The sequence below is a fragment of the Paludibacterium denitrificans genome (genome assembly GCF_009707705.1).
Taxonomy (GTDB): Bacteria; Pseudomonadota; Gammaproteobacteria; order Burkholderiales; family Chromobacteriaceae; genus Paludibacterium_A; species Paludibacterium_A denitrificans.
Genome location: NZ_WLYX01000001.1, coordinates 1,302,457 through 1,325,725, shown reverse-complemented (window position 1 = coordinate 1,325,725; position 23,269 = coordinate 1,302,457). Strand labels below are relative to the sequence as shown.

Annotated in this window: 18 protein-coding genes and 8 pseudogenes; 17 read left to right on the top strand and 9 right to left on the bottom strand. The window is 58.3% G+C overall.

Translation table 11 applies throughout. The annotated features are described in order from the left end of the window. The first annotated feature begins 8 nt into the window (after window positions 1–8). A complete protein-coding gene (locus GKE73_RS08795) occupies window positions 9–1,010 on the top strand; it encodes a restriction endonuclease (RefSeq protein ID WP_230369767.1) in 1,002 nt (333 codons plus the stop codon). 199 nt (window positions 1,011–1,209) lie between these two features. On the opposite strand, the pseudogene gyrB reads toward GKE73_RS08795, so the two are convergent. From gyrB to dnaA, 3 pseudogenes are all read right to left on the bottom strand, one after another. After that, window positions 1,210–3,602 (bottom strand): annotated as a pseudogene (gene gyrB / locus GKE73_RS08790) (DNA topoisomerase (ATP-hydrolyzing) subunit B). Between the two features lie 110 nt (window positions 3,603–3,712). Further along, a pseudogene (gene dnaN / locus GKE73_RS08785) lies at window positions 3,713–4,821 on the bottom strand (DNA polymerase III subunit beta). Window positions 4,822–4,863: 42 nt separating this feature from the next. Then, window positions 4,864–6,265 (bottom strand): annotated as a pseudogene (gene dnaA / locus GKE73_RS08780) (chromosomal replication initiator protein DnaA). Between the two features lie 365 nt (window positions 6,266–6,630). Here dnaA and rpmH point away from each other — a divergent pair. From rpmH to GKE73_RS25580, 8 genes and pseudogenes are all read left to right on the top strand, one after another. Further along, window positions 6,631–6,765 carry a 50S ribosomal protein L34 gene (gene rpmH / locus GKE73_RS08775; RefSeq protein WP_230369766.1) on the top strand — a complete coding sequence of 45 codons (135 nt, stop codon included), beginning with the start codon at window positions 6,631–6,633 and terminating at the stop codon, window positions 6,763–6,765. Between the two features lie 4 nt (window positions 6,766–6,769). Then, window positions 6,770–7,134: pseudogene (gene rnpA, locus GKE73_RS08770) on the top strand (ribonuclease P protein component). After that, on the top strand, window positions 7,110–7,319 hold the full coding sequence (gene yidD, locus GKE73_RS08765; RefSeq protein WP_230369765.1) for a membrane protein insertion efficiency factor YidD: 210 nt from the start codon (window positions 7,110–7,112) through the stop codon (window positions 7,317–7,319). The pseudogene rnpA and the gene yidD overlap by 25 nt, the downstream one beginning before the upstream one ends. A gap of 18 nt (window positions 7,320–7,337) precedes the next feature. After that, a pseudogene (yidC, locus tag GKE73_RS08760) lies at window positions 7,338–8,971 on the top strand (membrane protein insertase YidC). 187 nt (window positions 8,972–9,158) lie between these two features. After that, a pseudogene (gene mnmE, locus GKE73_RS08755) lies at window positions 9,159–10,513 on the top strand (tRNA uridine-5-carboxymethylaminomethyl(34) synthesis GTPase MnmE). Between the two features lie 530 nt (window positions 10,514–11,043). After that, a complete protein-coding gene (locus GKE73_RS08750) occupies window positions 11,044–11,559 on the top strand; it encodes a CDP-alcohol phosphatidyltransferase family protein (protein WP_230369764.1) in 516 nt (171 codons plus the stop codon). After that, on the top strand, window positions 11,560–12,060 hold the full coding sequence (locus GKE73_RS08745) for a lysophospholipid acyltransferase family protein (RefSeq protein ID WP_230369763.1): 501 nt from the start codon (window positions 11,560–11,562) through the stop codon (window positions 12,058–12,060). Between the two features lie 97 nt (window positions 12,061–12,157). Then, window positions 12,158–13,097: pseudogene (locus GKE73_RS25580) on the top strand (phosphatidate cytidylyltransferase). A 276-nt stretch (window positions 13,098–13,373) separates the two neighbouring features. On the opposite strand, the gene GKE73_RS08735 reads toward GKE73_RS25580, so the two are convergent. After that, window positions 13,374–13,724, bottom strand: coding sequence for a DUF3147 family protein (locus GKE73_RS08735; RefSeq protein ID WP_230369762.1), 351 nt, complete (start codon window positions 13,722–13,724; stop codon window positions 13,374–13,376). A 207-nt stretch (window positions 13,725–13,931) separates the two neighbouring features. On the opposite strand from GKE73_RS08735, the gene GKE73_RS08730 reads away from it, so the two are divergent. From GKE73_RS08730 to GKE73_RS25560, 8 genes and pseudogenes are all read left to right on the top strand, one after another. Further along, window positions 13,932–14,201: an HU family DNA-binding protein gene (locus tag GKE73_RS08730; protein ID WP_230369761.1), complete on the top strand. Its 270-nt coding sequence runs from the start codon at window positions 13,932–13,934 to the stop codon at window positions 14,199–14,201. 107 nt (window positions 14,202–14,308) lie between these two features. Next, window positions 14,309–14,578 (top strand): hypothetical protein, encoded by a 270-nt coding sequence (locus tag GKE73_RS08725; protein WP_230369760.1) that lies wholly within the window; start codon window positions 14,309–14,311, stop codon window positions 14,576–14,578. Between the two features lie 632 nt (window positions 14,579–15,210). Next, on the top strand, window positions 15,211–15,747 hold the full coding sequence (locus GKE73_RS25575) for a Rossmann-fold NAD(P)-binding domain-containing protein (protein WP_280954850.1): 537 nt from the start codon (window positions 15,211–15,213) through the stop codon (window positions 15,745–15,747). 40 nt (window positions 15,748–15,787) lie between these two features. Further along, a complete protein-coding gene (locus tag GKE73_RS25570) occupies window positions 15,788–16,336 on the top strand; it encodes a Rossmann-fold NAD(P)-binding domain-containing protein (RefSeq protein ID WP_376767310.1) in 549 nt (182 codons plus the stop codon). Between the two features lie 10 nt (window positions 16,337–16,346). Continuing rightward, a pseudogene (locus GKE73_RS25565) lies at window positions 16,347–16,642 on the top strand (proton-translocating transhydrogenase family protein). A 9-nt stretch (window positions 16,643–16,651) separates the two neighbouring features. Continuing rightward, complete coding sequence (locus GKE73_RS08710; protein ID WP_230369759.1) at window positions 16,652–18,025, top strand: NAD(P)(+) transhydrogenase (Re/Si-specific) subunit beta; 1,374 nt, start codon at window positions 16,652–16,654, stop codon at window positions 18,023–18,025. A gap of 120 nt (window positions 18,026–18,145) precedes the next feature. Further along, complete coding sequence (locus GKE73_RS08705) at window positions 18,146–18,913, top strand: hypothetical protein (RefSeq protein ID WP_230369758.1); 768 nt, start codon at window positions 18,146–18,148, stop codon at window positions 18,911–18,913. After that, window positions 18,850–19,011, top strand: coding sequence for a lysozyme inhibitor LprI family protein (locus GKE73_RS25560; RefSeq protein ID WP_376767309.1), 162 nt, complete (start codon window positions 18,850–18,852; stop codon window positions 19,009–19,011). Before GKE73_RS08705 ends, GKE73_RS25560 begins: the two co-directional genes overlap by 64 nt. Window positions 19,012–19,133: 122 nt before the next feature. On the opposite strand, the gene GKE73_RS08700 is transcribed toward GKE73_RS25560, so the two are convergent. The 5 genes from GKE73_RS08700 to hemC form a co-directional block, all read right to left on the bottom strand. Further along, a complete protein-coding gene (locus GKE73_RS08700; protein WP_230369757.1) occupies window positions 19,134–20,327 on the bottom strand; it encodes a heme biosynthesis HemY N-terminal domain-containing protein in 1,194 nt (397 codons plus the stop codon). Between the two features lie 142 nt (window positions 20,328–20,469). Further along, complete coding sequence (locus GKE73_RS08695; RefSeq protein ID WP_230369756.1) at window positions 20,470–20,694, bottom strand: uroporphyrinogen-III C-methyltransferase; 225 nt, start codon at window positions 20,692–20,694, stop codon at window positions 20,470–20,472. A 149-nt stretch (window positions 20,695–20,843) separates the two neighbouring features. Continuing rightward, the gene (locus GKE73_RS08690; RefSeq protein WP_230369755.1) at window positions 20,844–21,077 is read right to left on the bottom strand and encodes a hypothetical protein; all 234 of its coding nucleotides are present in this window, start codon (window positions 21,075–21,077) and stop codon (window positions 20,844–20,846) included. 22 nt (window positions 21,078–21,099) lie between these two features. Further along, window positions 21,100–22,092 carry a uroporphyrinogen-III synthase gene (locus GKE73_RS08685; RefSeq protein ID WP_230369754.1) on the bottom strand — a complete coding sequence of 331 codons (993 nt, stop codon included), beginning with the start codon at window positions 22,090–22,092 and terminating at the stop codon, window positions 21,100–21,102. Continuing rightward, window positions 22,089–23,063, bottom strand: coding sequence for a hydroxymethylbilane synthase (hemC, locus tag GKE73_RS08680; RefSeq protein ID WP_230369753.1), 975 nt, complete (start codon window positions 23,061–23,063; stop codon window positions 22,089–22,091). The genes GKE73_RS08685 and hemC overlap by 4 nt, the downstream gene beginning before the upstream one ends. Between the last annotated feature and the right edge of the window lie 206 nt (window positions 23,064–23,269).

Genomic DNA, 23,269 nt, shown 5'->3' with positions numbered 1-23,269 from the left:
GATTCTTCATGGCAATTTGGCTCATTCGTGCTGGCTCTCATGGTGAGTACGAACAGAAATTCATACAGGAAAGTCGCGTCTACGTGACCCGGGATGAATTGGATATTGACTTGTCTATCTTGCAGCAGCGGTCTGAACTGACCGCTGCGATGATCCATCGTTATGCGGATGAGAAACCGAAAACTATTCAAAATTGGGTGAGCCAGGTTTGGCCGTTTGCGCATGAGATGCAAAAAGGGGATCTGGTTGTGCTGCCGCTAAAGACCCAGCCTGTGGTCTATATCGGTGAGTTAACTGGTGACTACCATGCCGAGAAAGCAGGGCCGAACCCATTTTTCCACTGGCGATCCATTAAGTGGATTGGCGAAGCCATTCCCAGATCGTATTTTGGTCAGGACTTGTTGTACTCATTCGGCGCATTCCTCACGATTTGTCGCATTCAACGTAATAACGCCGAGCAGAGAATCAATGCGATGCGTTCCAATGGTTGGAAGGCTGAAACGTTGGCAGCGCCAGTAAAAGCTGCTACGACGGCAACAAGCGATGTGGATACGGTGGACACTGATCTTGATCAACTGGCTCGAGATCAGATAGCGGCATTGATATCCGCACGATTTAAGGGGCACAATCTGACGCGACTAGTCGAAGGCATTTTGAAAGCCCAAGGCTACACCACCTACCGAAGTCCAGAAGGTGCTGACGGCGGGGCTGATATCTTGGCGGGATCTGGCCCACTTGGCTTTTCATCACCGCGATTGTGCGTGGAGGTGAAGTCCGAAGACACCGCTATCGGGCGAGAACCGGTAGACAAGCTATTGGGCGCCATGACCAAGTTCAATGCCGATCAAGGCCTGTTCGTTGCCCGGGGGCGGGTTCAAGGGCAATGTCCAAAAGGAGCTGGCCTCGCAGTTCTTCCGGTTGCGCCTATGGACACAAAAGGAAATACTAGAACAGCTATTCGAACAGTACGAGCGCCCTGGATGAAGACATCAAGGCTGAGCTGCCATTAAAACGGGTCTGGATGGTCGCCACGCAGGACGATAGTCTTTGATCACACTTGCCATTAAACGAAAAAGGGAACGCATCTGCGTTCCCTTTTTTAATGCCTTTTGAAAACAGGTCCGTATTCAAAAAGGTCTCTCTTTATACGTCAAAAAAGTCTCACACTTTTGGCGAAAGTCTCACTTTCTATGACGCCCGACAACACACCTACACGTCGATATTCCGTGCAATCAGTGCATTGCTTTCAATAAAGGCGCGACGGGGTTCTACATTGTCGCCCATCAGGGTGGTGAAGACATCGTCGGCACTCATGGCGTCTTCGATTTTCACTTTCAGTAGGCGGCGCACGGTCGGGTCCATCGTGGTGTCCCATAGCTGATCCGGATTCATCTCGCCCAGACCTTTGTAGCGCTGGATATTCATGCCCTTGCGTACTTCGCTCAGCAGCCAATCCAGTGCCTGACCAAATGTGCTGACCGGCTTGATGGTTTCGCCACGGCGGACGGTAGCCCCGCGGCCGAGTAGCCCGTTGAGCAGGTCGCCGGTCTTGGCCAGTTCGGCATAGTCGCTGCCATTCAGGAAGTCCTGATCGAGTACGGTGACCAGCACGTTGCCATGCAGCTTGCGGATGATCTTGAGCATCCAGCCATCGTTCTTTTCATCAGCCAAAAGTTCCGGGCCAATTTCATCCGCTTAAGCAGCTCGGCAGTGAGGCTGGCGAGTGTTGCCTGTGCCTGTGCCCGGCTTTCCAGTGACAGGCGGCCAACTTTCAGCATGGCTTCCAGTACCAGATGGTCGATCACGCGGCTTTCACGTTCGATAACGGCGCGGGCCAGCAGGTATTGGCGGGCAATTTCGGCCAACGTGTGGTTTTCCAGCGGTGCCGCGCCTTCTGATGGGGTGAGTTCGGACTTGTCCAGCGCCAGTTGCAGCAAGAACTGGTTGAGTTCGAATTCGTCCTTCAGATAGCGTTCCTGCTTGCCATATTTGGCCTTGTACAGTGGCGGTTGGGCGATGTAGATGTGGCCGCGTTCGACCAGCTCCGGCATCTGGCGGTAGAAGAAGGTCAGCAGCAGGGTGCGGATGTGCGCACCATCCACGTCGGCATCGGTCATGATGATGATGCGGTGGTAGCGCAGTTTGTCCGGGTTGTATTCGTCCTTGCCGATGCCGCAGCCCATGGCGGTAATCAGTGTGGCAATTTCACGGCTTTGCAGCAGCTTGTCAAAGCGGGCCTTTTCCACGTTGAGGATTTTACCCTTGAGCGGCAGGATGGCACGGAATTTGCGGTCGCGGCCCTGTTTGGCCGAGCCACCGGCGGAGTCGCCCTCCACCAGATACAGTTCAGACAGCGCCGGGTTCTTTTCCGGCAGTCGGCCAGTTTACCCGGCAGGCCAAGGCCGTCCATGATGCCTTTGCGGCGGGTGATTTCGCGTGCCTTGCGTGCGGCTTCACGGGCGCGGGCGGCATCCACGATCTTGCTGCAGATGATCTTGGCGTCGGTCGGGTTTTCCAGCAGGAAGTTTTTCAGGCCTTCGCTGACAACTTCGTTGACTACCGGGCCAATTTCGCTGGAGACCAGTTTGTCTTTGGTCTGGCTGGAGAATTTCGGGTCGGGCAGCTTGACCGAGAGTACGCAGGTCAGCCCTTCGCGCATGTCGTCACCGGTGGTGTCGACCTTGGCCTTCTTGGCCACTTCGTTTTGTTCGATGTACTGATTCAGCGTGCGTGTCATCACTTGGCGCAACGCAGTCAGGTGGCTGCCACCGTCGCGTTGCGGGATGTTGTTGGTGAAGCACAGCACGTTTTCCTGATAGGAGTCGTTCCATTGCATGGCGACTTCTACCGTCATGCCGTCTTTTTCCCCCACGCTGTAGAACGCTTTGGGGTGCAGCACCGACTTGTTGCGGTTCATGTAGCTGACAAAGCCTGCCACACCGCCGGAATAGGCGAAGTTTTCTTCCTTGCCGCTGCGTTTGTCGATCAGGGTAATGGCTACGCCCCGGTTGAGGAACGACAATTCGCGGATACGTTTGGCCAGGATGTCGAAGTGGTACTCGACGGTGCCAAAGGTCTCAGCGCTGGCGAGGAAGGTGACTTCCGTGCCGCGGTGGGTGGTATGGCCGGTGACGGTGAGCGGCGCGACGGCATCGCCGCGGCGGAATTCCATCTCGTGTACCTTGCCATCACGCCAGATCTTGAGCTTGAGCCAGTCGGACAGCGCATTCACCACCGATACGCCAACGCCGTGCAGACCGCCGGAAATCTTGTAGCTGTTGCTGTCAAATTTGCCGTAAGCGTGCAGGATGGTCATGATCACTTCGGCCGCCGAACGTCCTTCCTCATGGTGGATGTCGGTGGGAATCCCCCGGCCGTTATCCGATACCGTGATGGAGTTGTCGGGATTGATGATGACCTTGATGGTGTCGGCGTGGCTAAGCCAGCGCCTCGTCAATGGCGTTATCCAGCACTTCGAACACCATGTGGTGCAAGCCGGTACCATCCTGAGTGTCGCCAATGTACATGCCCGGGCGCTTGCGGACTGCATCCAGACCCTTGAGGACTTTAATGCTGTCCGCGCCGTATTCCTGTTCGCTCATAAAACCTTCTCTGTCGTGTGGTGGCAAGTGTCACCGAAGTGCTTAAGCATCAGGCCGGTACTCCCTCATTTCGGCCAACCCTGATCGTGCCAGGTTGGCCGAAACCGCTATCAGATGCGCATTGGCATCACGATGTACTTGAAGTTGCTGACTTCCGGAATGGTAAACAGCGCACTGCGGTTGGCATCGCCAAACGCCAGTTGCAGCGTGTCGACCGGCAGGTTGGTCAGCACATCCAGCAAGTAATTGATGTTGAAACCGATTTCCAGCTCACCGCCCTGATAGGCGATCTCCAGCTCTTCTTCGGCTTCTTCCTGTTCGCTGTTGGTACACAGGATGGACATGGCACCCGGCTTGAGCACCGGGCGCACGCCGCGGAATTTTTCATTGGCCAGAATGGCTGCGCGTTGCAACGCATGCAGGAAATTCAGCCGTTCAATCAGAAAGATCTTGTCGTTATCCAGCGGGATCACGCGGTTATAGTCGGGGAACTTGCCGTCAACAACCTTGCTGATGATCACGGTGGCACCAAAGCTGAAGCGTACCTGATTGGCCAGCACCTCGATCTCGATCGGCTCATCGCTGTCTTGCAGCAGCTTGTACAGCTCAATGATGGTCTTGCGCGGCAGGATCACTTCCGCCTTGGGCAGCGTCGCCTCGATGTTGGCGGCGGCAAAGGCCAGACGATGACCGTCGGTGGCGATCAGTTTGACCTCGTTGCCGTCCGTCTGCATCAGCAGGCCGTTCAGGTAATAACGGATGTCCTGTACCGCCATGGCGTACTGCACTTGCGAGATCAGTCGCTTCAGTTCGCGTTGTGGCAGGCTGAAGCTGGCATCGGAGCCTTAAGCAACTGACAGCAGCGGGAAATCTTCGGCGGGTAGCGTCTGCAGGTTGAAGCGGCTTTTACCGGCTTTCAGCGTCAGGCGGCCATCCAGTTGTTCCAGCGTGACGGTGGCCTTGTCCGGAATGGCACGCAGGATGTCCTGCAATTTCTTGGCCGAGGTGGTCAGGCGGAAGTCTTCGTTAGTACCAGTTCATCGGCGCTGGCCGTGGTGATCTGAATTTCCAGATCGGTGGCAAGAAAGCCCACCTGCCCGCCCTTTTTCTCTATCAGGACATTGGAGAGAATGGGCAGCGTGTGGCGACGCTCGACAATGCCGGTCACAGCCAGCAAAGGCTTGAGCAGTGTGTCGCGTTCGGCTTGCAGAATCAGCATGTTCCGGACTCCCGAGAATGTGCAGTATCAGTAATAAACATGTCAGTTACGCAGCATGGATAGCAGCGTATCGTAATCGTGTGCGATGTCGCCGTCACTGCCGCGCATTTCGGCAATGGTTTTGCAGGCATGCAGTACCGTGGTGTGATCGCGGCCGCCAAACGCATCGCCGATATTCGGCAACGACAGCTGGGTCAGTTCCTTGGCCAGTGCCATGGCCACCTGCCGTGGACGGGCAATGTCACGCGTGCGCTTCTTGCTGTGCATGTCCGACAGCTTGATCTTGTAATACTCCGCCACCGTCTTCTGGATGGCGTCGACCGTAACCTGGCGGTTGCCAGCGGCCAGAATGTCTTTCAGCGCTTCCTTGACCAGTTCCAGCGAGATGTTCTGGTTGGTAAAGCGGGCATAGGCCACCACGCGCTTGAGCGCACCTTCCAGCTCACGCACGTTGGAGCGCACGTTCTGGGCAATGAAGAAGGCGACCGGGTGATCTAGCTTGATGCTGTCGGCCTCGGCCTTTTTCATCAAAATCGCCACGCGCATTTCCAGCTCCGGCGGCTGGATTTCCACCGTCAGGCCCCGGGAGAAGCGCGAAATCAGACGCTCTTCCATGCCTTCAATCTGCTTGGGGTAGGTATCGCAAGTCATGATCACTTGCTTGCCGCCCTCGATCAGTGCGTTGAAGGCGTAGAAAAACTCTTCCTGTGTGCGGTTCTTGCTTAAGCAAAGAACTGGATGTCGTCGATCAGCAGCAGGTCCAGCGAGTGGTAATAGCGCTTGAACTCGTCAAACGCCTTGTGCTGATAGGCGCGCATGATGTCGGCCACATAGCGTTCGGCATGGATGTAACGGATCTTGGCCTGCGGGTTTTTCTGGAACACGTGGTTGCCGATGGCCTGGATCAAGTGGGTTTTACCCAGACCGACGCCACCGTAGACAAACAGCGGATTGTAGGCCTGATCGCCCGGGTTCTCGGCAATCTGCATCGCCGCTGCGCGCGCCAGCTGGTTACCTTTACCGGTGACCAGCGTATCAAAGGTAAACGCCGGGTTGAGTCGCGTGCTTTCATGGCTGCCACCAATAGCCTTGACGGCGGCCTGTTTGGCCGGAGACGGTGCCTGTGCGGTGGCCGGGCTGGTGGGGGCTGGGCGCTGGCTGGCTGCCTTGAGCGGGCTGGCGCTGCTGGCCGGTTTGTTCAAGGGCGACCCTAGGCGCAACTCGACCGAGGCCTCGCCCAGCAGTTCCACCGCCAGCGCCTCGATACGATCAAGGAAACGGTCCTTGATGAACTGCATGATGAAGCGGTTGGGCGCGAACAAGGCGATACCGTCTTCGGTGGCTTCGGCCGCCGGGGGCTTGATCCGGTATTGAACTGTTGGGCAGACAGTTCAGCCTCAAGGCGAACGAGGCAGGCAGGCCAGAATTGATCCAGTTCGGTCATTACAGTTACGCAAATAAAAACAAAAGCCCGCCGCGCAGATGGTGGCGTTGGCGGCGGGAAGGGTCATGGCGGCACCGTGTTGCCCCCGGGCGCTGCGCCGACAGGAGCGGAGGGTGTCGTGGCCATGACGGCATGTTTGGCAAGGAAACCGGAGTCGAGTGCCCCCCGTCGTTGCGCCGTTTGCCCGGCTGAAGTGTGCGGGATAGCGGACCAGGCGGCGGGTTCTTGTTCTCGGTAAGCTTGCTTATTCTAACGGTTTTCACCCTAGTTATCCACAGGCGATGCAAAAATTTGGCATTGACAACAGTGGATTTTTCTTGTGAAATCACGCGTTTATTTCCCGTTTCGAAATAGGATCACCAATCATGAAACGCACTTACCAGCCTTCCAATACCCGTCGCAAACGCACCCACGGCTTCCTCGTTCGCATGAAGACCCGCGGTGGCCGCGCTGTTATCGCCGCCCGTCGCGCCAAGGGTCGCAAGCGTCTGGCCGCCTAATTCCTTGTCGGCTTACCGCTTTCGCCGTGCGCACCGGCTGTTAAAAACGGATGAATTTTCATCCGTTTTTAGTTTGCGGCAAGCGCGCAGCAATGCTTTTTTCAGGTGTACGTCCGGCCCAACGAGTTGGGACATGCCAGACTCGGTCTGGTGGTTGGCAAGAAAGTGGCCAAGCGGGCGAACCGCCGGAACTATATCAAGCGTACTGTGCGCGAGTGGTTCCGCCTGAATCAGCACAATCTGCCCGACATGGACTTTGTGGTTCGTGCCAAAGCGGCCTTCATTCGGCAAAACCGAAGCGAAGCTGTCACGGCATTGTCGATACTCTTTGCTAAACTGGCACGATGTCGCGCTTCCTCATCCTCCTGATCCGCTTTTACCAGCTGGCAATCAGCCCGTGGCTGGCACCGCGTTGCCGCTATGTGCCGACCTGCTCGAGCTATGCCACGGAAGCGGTGAAGAAGCATGGCCCTCTCAAGGGGGGCTGGCTGGCGGTGAAACGCCTTGCGCGTTGTCACCCGTGGGGGGGGTGCGGCTATGACCCGGTTCCCTGAACTTTCCGGTAACGAGAGATGGATTCCAAGCGACTGATAATCTTCATCGTGCTGTCCATGGGTATCCTGCTGCTATGGCAGGAATATTTTGCGCCCAAGCCTGCTGTGCAGGCGGTACAGACACCGACAGCCCAGAAAGCTGTCAACGCGCCCGTCAGCCAGACTTCGAGAGCGCCAAACTGACCTCGGGCCAGCGTATTGTCGTGAACACCGATGTGCTCAAGGCTGAAATCGATACGGTAGGTGGCGATTTGCGTCAGCTGAGTCTGCTCAAGCATGACTCGGCCACGGATACCAAGCAGCCGTTTGCCCTGTTTACCGACAAGGGTGGCCGGGTGTATGTGGCACAGACTGGCCTGATGGCGGCCAGCAATCCGGCGTTGCCGACCCACAAGACGGTATTTAGCGCCGAGCAGTCCAGCTACACCCTGAGCGGCGACAAGCTGGAGGTCAAGCTGACTGCGCCGGTTGCCAATGGCGTCAAGGTGAGCAAGGTCTACACCTTCAAGAAGGGTAGCTACGACATCGACGTGCGCTACGACATCGTCAACGGTGGCACGGTGCCGCTGGCGCCGACGGCTTACTATCGTCTGTTGCGTGATGCCCGGGCTCCGGAAGGTGAAGGCCGCTTCTCGCATACCTTCACTGGCCCGGCGGTTTACACCGCAGAAAACAAGTTCCAGAAGGTAAGCTTCGAGGATCTGGCCAAGGGCAAGGGCGACTACGCCAAGAACGGCTCCAACGGCTGGGTGTCGATGCTGCAGCACTATTTCATGTCGGCCTCGGGTACTCAAGCCGTTGAATGGTCAAAGTGTCTGCAAGGATGACAAGTCCTGCCGTTTTGAACTGCAAGCCAATAATGGCTTGTACTCTGCGGCAGCGCTGGTTGACCTGAAAACCATCAATCCGGGCCAGAGCGCCTCGGTGACGGTGCCGCTGTATGCCTACCGGAAGACTACAACATCATTACCAAGGTGGCTGATGGTCTGGAGTACGCCAAGGATTATGGCTGGGTGCACATCTTTGCCTCGCCGCTGTTCTGGCTGCTGACCAAGCTGCACGCGCTGGTGTTGAACTGGGGTTGGGCGATTGTGCTGCTGACCCTGATCGTCAAGGCCGTGTTCTATCCGCTGACGGCGGCATCGTACCGTTCCATGGGCAAGATGAAGGCGCTGGCGCCGCGTCTGGAGCGCATGAAGGAGCAGTACGGCGACGACCGCATGAAGTTCCAGCAAGCGGTGATGGAGATGTACAAGAGCGAGAAGGTCAACCCGCTGGGTGGTTGCTTGCCGATGCTGATCCAGATCCCGGTGTTTATCGGCCTGTACTGGGCGCTGCTGGCTTCGGTTGAGTTGCGTCAGGCGCCGTGGATCATGTGGATCAACGATCTGTCGCGTCCGGACCCGTTCTACGTGCTGCCGGTGCTGATGGCGCTGACCATGTTCGCGCAGACCTTCCTCAATCCGCCGCCGACCGATCCGATGCAGGCCAAGATGATGAAGATCATGCCGATTGCTTTCTCCGCCATGTTCTTCTTCTTCCCGGCTGGTCTGGTGTTGTACTACTTTGTGAACAACATCCTGTCGATCACGCAGCAGTGGTACATCAACAACAAGATCGAAAGCGAGAAAAAGGCCGCGTTGCAATCCTGAGCGTAGCGCCTGTTCCGTTTGACGCAAGCCCGGTCCCGCAGACCGGGCTTTTTTCCTGTACTGGCCTGACAAGGTTGGCCGAAACCCGCTATAAAACCCATCGGGTTACCCGGTACTGACTGCGCTGCCGTTGTTGGTTGAGTTCGTCTTGGCGCTGGTGACCATACCTGTTTTTGGAAAGTGAATCATGACCGTTGCCTACACCCCCCGTTACCATCTGTGCCATTGCCACCGCTCCGGGCCGGGGTGGTGTCGGCGTGATCCGCTTGTCCGGTCAGAACCTGCTGGCCTTGGCGCAGAAGCTCAGTGGCGGCAAGACGCCGCAACCGCGCTACGCCATGCATACTGATTTTCTGGCCGCCGATGGCAGTGCCATCGACAATGGCCTGCTGCTGTACTTTCCTGCGCCTCACAGTTTTACCGGTGAGGATGTCATCGAGCTGCAAGGGCATGGCGGCCCGGTGGTGCTCAACATGCTGCTGGCGCGCTGTATCCAGCTGGGCGCGCGGCTGGCCGAACCGGGGGAGTTTTCCAAACGCGCCTTCCTCAACGACAAGATGGATCTGGCGCAGGCTGAAAGCGTGGCGGATCTGATTGATGCCAGCAGCGAGAGTGCAGCCAGAAGTGCCCTGAAATCTCTCAAGGGCGCGTTTTCCCAGCATGTCCATACCACGGTGGACGACCTGATCACCCTGCGCATGCTGGTAGAAGCCACGCTCGACTTCCCCGAGGAAGACATCGATTTTCTCGAAGCCGCCAACGCCTTGGGCAAGCTGACTGCGTTGCAGCAACAATTGCAGCAAGTGCAGGCCACCGCCCGACAGGGCGCGATTCTGCGTGAAGGCATGCACGTGGTGCTGGTGGGGCAACCCAATGTCGGCAAGTCATCGTTGATGAACGCGCTGGCGGGCGATGACGTGGCCATCGTGACGGATGTGGCGGGCACCACGCGCGATACGGTGCGCGAGCAGATCGTCATCGACGGCGTGCCGGTGCATGTGATCGATACTGCTTAAGCCTGCGCGAAACCGAAGACGTGGTAGAAAAGATCGGCATCGCCAGGACCGGCAAGCGGTGGAACGCGCCGATCTGGCGCTGGTGCTGGTGGATAGCCGGGAAGGGCTGACCGATGCAGTGGCGGCGATTCTGGCGCGCCTGCCCGAGGCTCTGCCGCGTGTATTCGTGTTCAACAAGGTGGACCTGACCGACGAGTAAGCAGGGTTGGCCGAAATGGATGGCCAGCCGCTGGTGCGTTTGTCGGCCCGCACGCACGCCGGGGTGGAATTGCTGCGTGCCAAGCTGCTGGAATTGATCGGCTACCACGGCGACAGCGAAGGGGTGTTTCTGGCGCGTGAGCGCCATCTGGATGCCCTGCGTCGCGCCAGCCAGCATCTGGAGCAGGCCCGCGATAGCTATCAACAGGTGGAGCTGCTGGCGGAGGAATTGCGCCTGAGCCAACAGGCGTTGGCCGAAATTACCGGTGAATTCACTCCGGACGACTTGTTAGGGGTGATTTTCAGCCGGTTTTGTATTGGGAAATAAGCCCTGTTCCGCCGCATTCCTGTCGCTTCCTGAGCCCCAACAAAACCCCCGAGATCCGGGGGTTTTGCTTTTTTGTCATGTTCGAACTCTCCCTTGTCGGCCAACGCTTTTTGTTATCCAGCGAAAGCGGGGCGAATCCCCAGTAACAGTGGCAAAAATCCCAGATTTTTACTCATCACTCGGAGACATGTCTCTTGCTAGGGCAGATGTTTTGGCGAGCCGAAACGGCGCTTCGATACGGATGAAAACCGACGGCACCTTTTTGTGGATGCCTGACCTCAGCAGGAACGCCGTACCAACCAGCACTTACACGATCAGGGAATCCTGCATCCGCCGAGCTGAGTGATCAACGCCGCGCTCAGACCGTGATACTCATTCTGCATGATATGCTAATGATATTTTATGATTTGTAGCTCAGGAATATGTCAGAAGATAACAACCGGCGGCCCATTCGAGCTCGTTCGAGCCACTGGGCTCAGGCCGCTGCCTCAGCCCTCGTACGCACCAGCGTAACGCCAAACCAAATTTCTGTGGCAAGCGCCATTTTTGCCTCTATCGGCGCTGCAATCCTTATTGCCAGTCAGCAGCCGGTGGCCTTTATGGCTTGCGCTCTATGCATCCAGCTGCGGCTGATATGCAATCTGCTGGACGGCATGGTGGCCGTTGAGGGCGGCAAGAAGTCTGTCGTCGGTAGCCTTTACAACGAATTTCCTGATCGGGTAGCGGATTCGGTGTTAATTGTGGCTCTAGGGTACGCTGCCGGGATGTCGTGGCTTGGCTGGTTGGGTGCATTGGCGGCGGCACTCACGGCCTACATCAGACTATTCGGTGGAACACTCGGGTTTCCGCAAGATTTCCGTGGCCCGATGGCCAAACAACATCGTATGGCCGTGATGACGGCCGGGTGTTTGGCTGCCGCCGTCGAAAGTCATTTCGGCACTATGCACTGGGCATTGGCGATTGCCGCTGCCGTGATTGCTGCGGGCAGTCTGGTGACCTGCATCAGCCGTACTCTTGCCATCACTCATCAATTGAAGGCCGGTTAGATGTCGTGGGTCTCTTACGTTCTTATTGGCTTGGTGCGAACTCTGGTTGGCGCTGCCGCAAGATATATCGATTCGGGCCCCTGTAAGGGGCAAGCCATCTACTTTGCGAACCACAGTAGCCATATCGACACAATCGCCCTTTGGTCGGCATTACCCCATAACGAACGGCTCCGGACGCGTCCCGTCGCGGCAATGGACTACTGGGGGCATGATTGGCTTCGTCGATATATTGCCGTTAAAGGCCTCAACGCGGTGCTGATCAACCGGTCGCACAAACAGGTTGGAGCCGATCCGCTGGGACCATTACGGGAGGCGTTGAAACAGGGTGATTCGTTGATCATCTTCCCGGAAGGAACCCGCCATCCGGAACGCTTGCCCGGCCCATTCAAGTCCGGTCTGTATCGCTTGGCCCGGCATTTCCTGATGTCGCCCTCATTCCGGTCTATCTGGAGAACCTGCACCGCAGTATGCCGAAAGGTTCTTTGCTTCCCGTCCCCATGATCTGCACGGTCCGTTTCGGCCCTCCTCTTGTCCGCATCGCAGGAGAAACCAAGGAGCAATTCTCGGCCCGTGCTTACCAAAGCGTTGTCGAGCTCTCATGACACCACACCACAAATTTGTTCTCTTGATGTCCGGGATTGTTGCCCTGCTTGCCGTGGCAAGTGTCATTGGCGGCATCCTTCGTCTGCGTGTAACGAGCGAAAGCGGACTGGCCACGGTCACCAACTTGAACGCCCGCATCCGTGCATGGTGGATGATGGTGGCGGTGTTCGCCGTTGCCTTTTTGCTGGGGCAAGCCGCCACCCTCGTCCTGTTCACCTTTTTGTCGTTCCGGGCCCTGCGCGAGTTCATTACCCTGACGCCAACGCGTCCGGGTGATCATCACTCGCTGTCCTTGGCGTTTTTTGTGCTGGTGCCCGTTCAGTATGTGCTGATAGGCGTTGACTGGTATGGCCTGTTTTCAATCTTCATCCCGGTTTATGGTTTCCTCATGTTGCCGATTTTCAGCGCGCTCGCGGAAGATACCGAGGATTTCCTTGCCCGAAATGCCAAGATTCAATGGGGGACGATGATTACCATCTATTGCATCAGCCACGCCCCGGCGCTGCTATTGCTGAAGATTCCGGTTATGCCGGGCAAGATGCGTTATTGCTGTTCTATCTGCTGCTGGTGGTTCAAATCAGCGACGTCATGCAGTACGTTTTCGGCAAACTGTTTGGGCGTACCAAGATTGCCCCCATCGTCAGCCCCTCCAAAACAGTCGAAGGGTTCCTCGGTGGCGGTTTGGCGGCCATCGCCATCGGTACCGGTATGTGGTGGATTACTCCCTTCACCCCCGGCAAGCCGCCGGAATGTCGTTTGTTATCGTTCTCATGGGATTTCTTGGCGGGCTGGTCATGTCGGCCATCAAACGTAGTTTGGGTGCCAAGGATTGGGGCACGATGATCGAGGGGCATGGCGGCACCATGGACCGAATGGATTCCGTGAGCTTTGCCGCTCCCATCTTCTTCCATTTGGTGCGTTACTTCTTTACCTGATCATGTCGTTGGCACTATTGAGTCTCTGTTTTCGGCCAACGTTCTCCACGCCGCATTGGGACCATATCTCCAATGGCTACTGATCTGCTCGCTGGGTCACCACACCTCCTACCCGCAGAAATTTCCCCCGGGTGTATCTGGTTAAGGGCAGGAGTCTGGCAGGGCGCCAATTATGGCATGGCATGCTTAAGCATGATGGAGGCGAGTAGCCGGTCAGCAGTTAGCCTCTCTTTGCACCTGATACTGCTGGCCGCAACTGCCTGCCAGCGGCGACGGCTAAAGAAGTTCAATGCCGAAACGGCGCACGACCAAGGCGAACACTCCGAAGCACACTACCGTGATGACGACAGACGCGAGCAGGGTTGGCCAGAATCCGATGCGTGGTAATAGTGCGGGGAATGCAAGAAACATCGGCAATGTTGGTAGGACATACCAGAAGGTGTACCACGCGTGGTTGGCGATTTTTTCCGGCGGCTGTTTTTCAACATACAGCCAGATTAACGCCAGAAACGTGACCAAGGGCAGCGCGGCGATAAAGCCGCCAAGCTTGTCACTACGTTTGGCGAATTCTGACACCAGAACCACTACTGCTGCAGTCAGCAGGTATTTTGTTACGACCCAAGCCACGACTTCTCCTGATGGCGATTGCACAAAGACACACGAAAACGGCTGTCAAGATACCAGCCGATGGTGCGGTTGTGGCGGCCATTGTGCCGGGCGCCGGGAGAAAACGGTGCACGGTGTGATCTTTTCTCCGCCAACCGTCGGTCACCGCATGACACTTGGACGTGAAAATGGTAAGTTCTGCGCCGTACCTATTCGGAGAGAGACTCCATGACTAAAGCAGAACTGATTGCCGCCTTGGCCGAACATTCCGGCCTGACTAAAGCCGACGTGCTGAAAGTGCTGGCCGCCTTTGACGAGACCCTGATCAAGGCGCTGGCCGCTGGTGATGACGTGACCATTGCTGCGGGCAAGTTCAAGGCCAAGGAAACGGCAGCGCGTACCGGCCGCAACCCCAAGACTGGCGAGGCCATTCAGATCCCGGCCAAGAAAAAAGTGACGTTCACCGCCAGCAAGGCACTGAAAGACACCATCGGTTGATTGGCAGATGCCAAGCCAACTGATGATCGGCCCGCCCATGATGGCGGGCTTTTTGTTGCGTTATTGCGATGCCGTTAGGCGGTAAGCGCAAACTTGTGGAGTGTTGGATGAAAAGATCTCTGTCGCTATGTGGTGTAGCGTTGCTCGTACTGTTGCCGCTGACCTGTGTGGCAGCCCCTGTCGTGACCAAGGCTGCGGGTAACCGGGTACATGGCAGTAGCAATCTGGTGACGGAGCCGGATGCTGGCGTGGCAGGCCGTCCGGCTGTTGCCGCGCGTGCCTCGGCGGGCCACCGGCCGGACTGCCGTGTGCATCGACGTAGCGGGCATGGCTCGCGTCAGCTGCGTTGCCCCCGTCACGGGCGCGGCGTGCGCTAGGCCGGGTTTTCTCCGCGTGGCAGATGTCCGATCTGCCACCGTGTGCCCGCGGATGTGCTGTCTGCGGGTTGTTTGTTCTTTGTTAGTCCGGCGTCGCCAGGCTAGCAAAGTTATCCTGCATGATTTTGTCTTCTCCCGCTTTTTCTCTCTATCTCGGTCATAACCACGATATTTTCAGATGAAAGATTATTTCGTCATGAAAATTTTCGCTGAAAGTATTCATATAAAACATATGGTTATTGCGTTGTCTGGTAAAACCGAGAGTAAACCCTGCTTTACAACTCCGTGAACTGGACATTAGTGTTTTTGTTTCAGCTTCTTATGTAATGGATGTCTGATCCAAAAACTGTTTAATCTGATGTGAAACGATAAATAAAACCATATAAAACGTTTTGTTGGGGTGCAGCCGAGCCTGTCCTGCCACAGAAATATTTTGCACGATTTACTCGTTAAAGAATTTATTGGTTATTGTCGAACAATTTGTTGACGGAACCAACGACTGGCGCTAAAGGCTTGCAGAAAAGGCCGTGTCATGGCTCTAATAGAATTAAAACGCCCGTTCGAATCGACGCCGCACGGGTGTTAGCCATCTTTTAGTTTTTGTCATTTAACTACTGTAGGAGAGCAAGACCATGCAAATCGCTATCCCGGCCGAAAGGCTGGCTGGTGAGACCCGCGTGGCCGCGACACCGGAAACGGTGAAGAAGCTCATCGCCATGGGACATGCCGTGGTGGTGGAGCGGGGAGCCGGGCAACATGCCGCGCTGCCCGATGCGGCGTATACGGAGGTTGGTGCAACGTTGGCCGAAACGCGTGCCGACGCGCTGGCGGCGGGTGATATTGTGCTGACGGTGCGTCCATTGGATGAGGCGGCCGTTGGCGAGCTGAAACCGGGCGCTGTGCTGATTGGTCAGCTGGCTCCGTACCAGAATGCGACGTTCCCATTACTGGCGGCCAAGAAGGTTTCTGCCTTTGCCATGGAGCTGCTGCCGCGCACCACACGTGCGCAAAGCATGGACGTGTTGTCCAGCCAGAACAACATCGCCGGTTACAAGGCGGTATTGCTGGCTACGCAACACTATCCGCGCTTCATGCCGATGCTGATGACGGCCGCGGGTACGGTAAAGCTTAAGGCACGCGTGTTGATCATGGGCGTGGGCGTGGATTAGCCTGCAAGCGATTGCTACCGCCAAACGTCTGGGGGCGGTCGTGGAAGCCACCGACGTGCGGGCATCGACCAAGGAGCAAGTGGAGTCGCTGGGTGCCAAGTTCCTTGAAGTGCCGATGAGTGAAGAGGAGCGCAAGGCCAACGATGGTGTCTACGCCAAGGAAATGTCGGACGACTATAAGCGTCGTCAGGCCGAACTGGTGGCCAAACAGGCGCGTCAGGCCGACATCATCATCACCACGGCGCTGATTCCGGGTAAACCTGCGCCGCAGCTGGTTTCCGCCGAGGTGGTGGCCGACATGAAACCGGGCAGTGTCATTGTCGATCTGGCAGCCGAAGCCGGTGGCAACTGTGCGTTGACGCGCACCGGCGAGGTAGTGCGCACCGAACAGGGTGTGACCATTGTCGGCAGCATCAATGTGCCGGGCCTGTTGGCGGCGGATGCCTCCAGCCTGTATGCCAAGAACCTGTTGACCTTCCTCAGCCTGATGCTGAGCAAGGACGGTTTCACCCTTAATCTGGAAGACGACCTGCTGGCGGCAACGCTGGTGACCCATGATGGGCAGGTTCGTTTCCCGGCGGCTCACTAAGGAGAACGGAATGGTTGATCCGTTTATCACCAGTCTGACGGTCTTTATTCTGGCCGTATTCGTTGGTTATCACGTGGTGTGGAATGTGACGCCTGCGTTGCATACCCCGCTGATGGCGGTAACCAATGCCATTTCCGGCATCATCATCGTTGGCGCCATGCTGCAGGTGGTGGATATCAATGGCAGCGAAATTACGCTGACGTCGGTGCTGGGCACCATTGGCATCTTCCGGCCAGTATCAACATCTTCGGCGGCTTCATGGTCACCCAGCGCATGCTGGACATGTTCAAGAAGAAGAAAAAATAAGGAACAACCATGGCTAATATTTCCGCAGTACTTTATCTGGTCGCGGCCGTGCTGTTCATCCCGGCGCTCAAGGGGCTGTCCAGCCCGGTGACGGCGCTGCGCGGCAACAAGTTCGGCATCATCGGCATGGTGATTGCCGTGGCGACGACCTTCATCATCATGGACAAACCCGTGGTGGCGCTGATTGTCGGCGCGATTGTCGCAGGGGGGGCCATTGGCGCTTGGAAAGCCAAAACCGTGCAGATGACCGGCATGCCGGAACTGGTGGCCGCCATGCACTCGCTGGTGGGCCTATCGGCGGTGCTGATTGCCGTGGCGGCCATCTTTCATGCCGGTGTCGAGCACACGTCGGTGCAAAAGGTGGAGCTGTTTATCGGTGCCTTCATCGGTGCCATCACCTTTACCGCTTCGGTGATCGCCTACGGCAAGCTGTCTGGCAAGTTCGGCTCCAAGGCCATCAACTTTAATGGTCAGCATTGGCTGAACCTGTTGTTGGCGTTGAGCATGCTGGGCTTTGGCCTTGCCTATTTCGTCACCGATAGCCACGCCGCCTTTCTGGCGATGCTGGCGATTGCGCTGGCGCTGGGCGTGACACTGATCATCCCGATTGGCGGGGCCGACATGCCGGTGGTGGTATCGATGCTCAACTCCTACTCCGGCTGGGCGGCAGCAGGTATCGGTTTCACCCTCAACAACCCGGTGCTGATCATTGCCGGTGCCTGCGTAGGTTCATCCGGGGCCATTCTGTCCTACATCATGTGTCGGGCGATGAACCGTTCCATCGTATCGGTGTTGCTGGGTGGCTTTGGTGCCGAAGTGGCCGCTGGCGGCGCGGCTGGCGATGCCGGTCCCAAGCATTACAAGTCGGGCTCGGCGGAAGACGCGGCGTTCCTGATGAGCAATGCCGACAGCGTGGTGATCGTCCCCGGTTATGGCTTGGCGGTATCGCGTGCCCAGCATGCGTTACAGGAATTTGCCGAGCTGTTGCAGGAGCAGGGCGTGACGGTGCGTTATGCCATCCACCCGGTGGCGGGCCGTATGCCGGGCCACATGAACGTGCTGTTGGCCGAAGCCGAAGTGCCGTACGAACAGGTGCTGGAAATGGAGGAGATCAACTCCGACTTCAACAATACCGATGTGGTACTGGTGATTGGCGCCAACGACGTGGTGAACCCGGCGGCGCAGAAGGACAAGTCCAGCCCGATTTACGGCATGCCGATTCTGGAAGCGCACAAGGCCAGTACGGTTATCGTGGTGAAGCGCTCGATGAACGCCGGTTATGCCGGTCTCGACAACGAGCTGTTCTATATGGATAAAACCATGATGGTGTTTGGTGACGCCAAGAAAGTGGTCGAGGATTTGGTGAAGGGCGTGGTGCACTGATCCCGTCGTTGTGGCAAGGCGTTCTGGCCCCCGGTTATGCCGGGGGCTTTTATTTGTCATGCCGGGGTTTTATGGCATGATTGAACGGACAATCATTGCGCATGCATAAAGGGAGACTGGATGAAAAAAGCATTGCTGCTGTTGGGGACATGTGTGGTGTTGGGTGGGTGTCTGGATAAGCAGGAAACCAGTTGCAGTGGCGAAAGCACGCAGGCGCTGATCAAGGATATTCTGACGGATGGCATCAACAAGGCTATCGGTAAAAACGGTCAGAATGCCGAACGTGACATGCAGAATGCTTTTGACGGGGCAAAGATCCGGGCGTTGGTCAGCCAGCTGAATTTTGCGGTGGTTGATGTGCGAACCACCAAGAATGATCCGGACAGTTCGAAGAAGTTTTGTGCCGGTACGCTCAACATTACGCTCCCCGCCGATTACATCCGCGATGCCAACAAGGCGCGCGAGCTGATGTCTCTCGCTTCGCTGGAGAAGTTTGCGCAGGACAGCGGCACCAAGCTGGAGGCCAACCGTGTCGAGGAATCGATCGAATATTCGGTGCAGCCCACCGATGATGGCAAGAAGCTGTTTGCCAGCCTCGATAATGGCAGTAAGAGTAGTGCGTTCACCGCCGACATCCTGACTGCCGTGCTGGTCAAAGGCGTGCTGGAGAAGCGCCAGCTGGAAGTGGCCAAGGCCGAAGCCGAGAATGCCTCACGCGAGCAGCAGCAAGCAGCGGAGCAGGCGCAGGTGCAACATGAACTGGCCGCCATTGCCGTGCAGAAAGCCGGCAGAAACTGGATGATGCCAATGGCGCCATCAATCTGGTGTGGCAAAGTGCCAGCAAGGAGCGCCGGGCCCAGTTGTTGGCCGAACAGCGCATCTGGCTGAAACAGCGCGATCTGGAGTGCAAATTGAAGGCGTCGCAAACCACCGATGAGGGGGGAGCGAGAAAGAGCAGGCGCGGCTGGGTTGTGAAACCGAGATGACGCTGGCGCGCATCAATGAGTTGAAGAGCAAGATACTGAACTGACACGCTGGCACGACATGAAAAACGGCCGCCCCGATGAGGGCGGCCGTTTTGTTTGGTGCGTTGGTAGGCGTTGCTGGCTTAGCAACCACGCTCCAGAGCCAATTGCAGGCTGCGCTGGTAATGTTCGGCCGCCTTGTCTTCCTTGTCGGTGGCTTCGAACAGCCGCGCCAGTTCGGCGTGGGCACACAAGGTCGGCTCGATCGAGGCGCTGGCTTCCAGATAGCTTTGGGCTTTGCCCCACAGCTGCTGGCTCATGGCCAGACGGCCGAGCGCCAGCAACAGCATGTGGTCGCGCGGACGGGTTTTCAGCCAGTTTTCCGCCGTCTTGAGCAGTTCCGGGCGTTTTTCGGCGCTCAGGTGTTCGGCCAACTGTCCAAGATCGCGGGCCAGCTCCGGCGTGGCTTGCTCATCGTCTGCCAGCGCACCGGCCAGCAGGCTGGCGGCAAAGTCGTAGTCTTCCAGCGCAATCAGCCGGGCCACTGTTTCATTGACCAGCTTGGGATTGATGCGTTCGGTTTCCGGGATGCGGCGTAGCCAGTCACGCACTTCCTTGCCGTTGATGAAGCTGGCCAGCTGCTGGCTGTAAGCGGCCAGCCGGTAGCGGCGCGCTTGCTCCGGCTCCAGCGCTTCGGCCTTTAGCAACCGTTCGGTCAGCGCCAGCACGGTTTCCGGCTGCTTCTGCAACAGACGAACTTTCAGTTCCAGCTTGAGCGCGCTGGTGAGATTGGGCGACAGTGCACGGGCGCGTTCGATGGCGGCGAGTGCGCCCAAGGCATCCTTGGCGTCCAGCTTGAGTTCGGCATCCAGCATGTGCCGTGCCAGTTGCAGGCGATCGGGCAGGCCATCCAGTTGCGCCAGATAGTGATCGCGTTTTTCCAGTGCGTTGACCGAACCGGCGGCGCGCGCAGCCATCAGCAGCGCCAGTGCGCGGCTTTCCGGCAGATCGTCCGATTCCAGCGCCTTGAGCGCTTCGCGTTCGGCTTTCTGGTAACGGCCTTCAAAGAAGGCGATACCGGCTTCGCGCAGGGCGGTCACGGCGGCCTTGGCGCGTTTCTGGCGCTGGAAGCGGCGGACTTCTTCTGGCAGGTTGGCGGCCAGCGCAATCAGCCGCAGCACGGCGTAGGCCAGCACGATGAGCAGTACCACGCCGACGATCAGCAGGTTGAACGATACCTCGGCCCGGTACGGCGGCAGGAACAGGATGGCGTAACCGGTATTGAGGTTGGCGGCCAGACCAACCAGTACCGCCGGGCAAACAGCCCGATAATCCACAGGACGAATCTCACCGTTTAGCCTCCCGTTACGCCTTGGGCATCGCGCACCGCCTTCAGGCTGGCGGCCATGTCCGGCAGGGCGACACCCAATGGTGCGTTCTTGAGTTCGGCCAACGTGGCCAGCCACTGTTTGGTGTTGCTTAAGCGTTGCTGTCGAAGTAACGCTGGGCGTAGCGTTGTGCCGCGTCGATGTCGGCGGCAAACGTGGTGCCATCACGTTGAATCAGCGCCAGACGCGCATCCAGCAGGCGCATTTTGAGGTTTTCGCGCAGGAAGAAGGCTTGTTCCGGCGACAGCAGCAGGGCTTCCGGCTTGTCGAGGCGACGGATGTGTACCAGCTCGCCCAGGGCTTTGGCTGATGTCACTGCTCAGACGTTCCCACCACGGGGCGTTGCTGGCCAGTGCCGGGGCCTTGCTGGTGTTGCTGGCACGGCTCTGGCGCTGGTGATCGACCACCAGCGGCAGGCTGTCGGTGGAAATCATCAGCTGGTCGAGCTTGGCGGTCAGGCCGACGCTATCCAGATAGGGCAGCGCCTTGAGCTTTTCCGGTCGGCGGCGACGGCTTTCTTGACTGCCAGTAGCTGCGGCCGGTCGGCCTTGGCCAGCCGCGTGTTGACCATGTCCAGCGCGGAAATCGCGGCTCAAGCACGTTACCGGCCAGCTGCAATTCCTGACTGGCGATGGCCGGGGTGTGTTCCACCTCGGACAGCAGCCAGTCGGAGCGGTTCTTGGTCAGCTCCTGATACATGCCGTTGAGGGTGGCGTATTGGCTAAGCCGCTTCGTTGACGCGGGCTTCCAGCAGCGCGAGCTTGCCGTCGGTGCTGCGTGCGGTGCTCAGCGCCTGGTCGCTCAGGCTGCGGATTTCCTTGGCGGAGCCGTTGCCTTCGGCCAACTTGCGTGCCAATTCCTGACGCACGACGGTCAATTCCTGCTGGGTGGTGTAGTACTGCCAGCCGGACAGGCCGAGGGCAGCCAGAGCCACCAGCAGGGCGGCGTTCAGCGTTTTGCTGCGGGCTTGGCGGCCGGTTCGACAATCTGGGTTTCGCTCATGGGTGACGGGAGAACCATTCTCTGGTAGGCTTACGATCAAGGCTGCATCGTCGGCCCGGGTTGTCACGATGCGTGTCACGCCGTGCGCCATCAGCTTTTCAGCGATGCGCGGGTGCGGCACGCCATACAAAAGGCATTGTAACGTTCCCTCCCGGTGCGGGCCAGCCAGTTGGAACATCCGTTCGACGATTTCACTGGAGGTGACGAGGATGGCATCGGGTGGGCGGCTGTCCAGCAGGTTCCAGTCCGGGTTGACGGCCCGCCGATAGACTTCGGCCAACGTTACCTGCGCGCCGCGGGCGGCAAGGGTTTCCCCGAGTGTTGCCCGGCCGCCTTTGCCGCGCACAATGATTACATGCTGTTGGTGTAACGCGGCCAGCGGCGGCAGGGCCAGCAGGGCGTCGCTGTCGCTGCCTTGTGTCGGGTGCAGCACCTCACGGCCGCTCAGGGCGGCGAGGCGTGCGGCACTGGCGGCGCCGACACAGGCCAGCTGCACGTGCTCGAGGTTGACGTCGGCCAGCGCTGGCCGGGCGATGTCGATGGCGCTCGGGCTGACAAAGATCAGCCAGTTGGCCTGTTGCGCCAAGGCGGGCAACTGGCCGAGGGCGCTGACATCCGGCTGGATGTCGAGCACGTCAAGCTGGGCGGCATCGGCACCTTCGGCGCGTAGCAGGGCCAGCAGCCGCTGGCTTTGTGCCTGCGGCCGCGTCACCAGAATACGGCGGCTAAAGCCAGTGGCGAGGCCGCAGTGGTCATCAGCGGTTGTCCTTGAGGACCGCGTCGATCAGCGGGGCTTACGCCGTCATCCAGCAGCTTCTTGGCCACGGCACGGCCCAGTGCATCGGCGTATTCGCGCGGCGCACTGGCGCTGGCGGTGAGCATGACCGAGCCATCCGGGTGGGCGACGAAACCGCCCAGCGTGATCAGGTTGTCGGTCAGTGTGGCAAAGCCGCCCAGCGGCACCTGACAGCTGCCACCGAGCTGGCGCGACAGCGCGCGTTCGGCGGTGACGCAGGCGTGGGTGTCGGGATGGTTGAGCGGCATCAGCAGCGCCAGCATGTCGGCACGGTCGGCACGGATTTCGATGCCCAGCGCGCCCTGACCCGGTGTTAGGCGAGGCTTTGCGACGGTGCCAGTTCGCTGCGGATGCGATCGGTCAGTTCCAGCCGCTTGAGGCGGCGGCCGGATGATGGCGTCGTATTCGCCGTCGTCCAGTTTTTTCAGGCGGGTTTGCACGTTGCCGCGCAGCGGTTTGATCACCAGCTTGGGGTAGCGTGCGCGCAGCTGCGATTCGCGGCGCAGGCTGGAGGTGCCGACGATGGCGCCGTCCGGCAGCTCGTCCAGACTTTGGTAACGGTTGGAGACAAAGGCATCACGCGGGTCTTCGCGCTCGCAGATGGCGGCCGTGGCAAAGCCTTCCGGCAGCGTCATCGGCACGTCCTTGATGGAGTGCACGGCCAGATCGGCGCGGCCTTCGGCGAGGGCCACTTCCAGCTCTTTGACGAACAGCCCTTTGCCGCCGATCTTGGACAGGGTTTTGTCCAGAATCTGGTCGCCTTGCGTGGTCATGCCCAGAATTTCGACGGTGAGGTGCGGGTACAGCGCTTGCAGCCGTGCCTGGATGTGCTCGGCCTGCCACATGGCAAGGCGGCTTTCGCGGCTGGCAATGACGATTTTGTCCATGAAACCGGTCCTGACAGTAAAGTTTGGGCGGGATTCTACCATGCCGGACAGATGGCGAACCCGGCGCCAGATCAAGGTTGGCCGAAGCGCGGCTTTATCTTGCCCGGCCGGATGTTTTACCGTTTTATCATAGCTGCCACGCGCGTCGTGGCTGGCAAAGTGTTTTTAACCACACGACTGGTGCGCGGGCACCGGTCTGGTGATTA

Bases quoted from the DNA above. Each gene is read 5' to 3' on its own strand.
- hemC (WP_230369753.1), bottom strand. From the start codon at position 23,063: ATGGACAAAATCGTCATTGCCAGCCGCGAAAGCCGCCTTGCCATGTGG.
- GKE73_RS08795 (WP_230369767.1), top strand. From the start codon at position 9: ATGGCAATTTGGCTCATTCGTGCTGGCTCTCATGGTGAGTACGAACAG.
- rpmH (WP_230369766.1), top strand. From the start codon at position 6,631: ATGAAACGCACTTACCAGCCTTCCAATACCCGTCGCAAACGCACCCAC.
- GKE73_RS08705 (WP_230369758.1), top strand. From the start codon at position 18,146: ATGAAAAAAGCATTGCTGCTGTTGGGGACATGTGTGGTGTTGGGTGGG.
- GKE73_RS08725 (WP_230369760.1), top strand. From the start codon at position 14,309: ATGAAAAGATCTCTGTCGCTATGTGGTGTAGCGTTGCTCGTACTGTTG.
- GKE73_RS08690 (WP_230369755.1), bottom strand. From the start codon at position 21,077: ATGTATCAGGAGCTGACCAAGAACCGCTCCGACTGGCTGCTGTCCGAG.
- GKE73_RS08745 (WP_230369763.1), top strand. From the start codon at position 11,560: ATGTCGTGGGTCTCTTACGTTCTTATTGGCTTGGTGCGAACTCTGGTT.
- GKE73_RS08710 (WP_230369759.1), top strand. From the start codon at position 16,652: ATGGCTAATATTTCCGCAGTACTTTATCTGGTCGCGGCCGTGCTGTTC.
- GKE73_RS25575 (WP_280954850.1), top strand. From the start codon at position 15,211: ATGCAAATCGCTATCCCGGCCGAAAGGCTGGCTGGTGAGACCCGCGTG.
- yidD (WP_230369765.1), top strand. From the start codon at position 7,110: ATGTCGCGCTTCCTCATCCTCCTGATCCGCTTTTACCAGCTGGCAATC.
- GKE73_RS08730 (WP_230369761.1), top strand. From the start codon at position 13,932: ATGACTAAAGCAGAACTGATTGCCGCCTTGGCCGAACATTCCGGCCTG.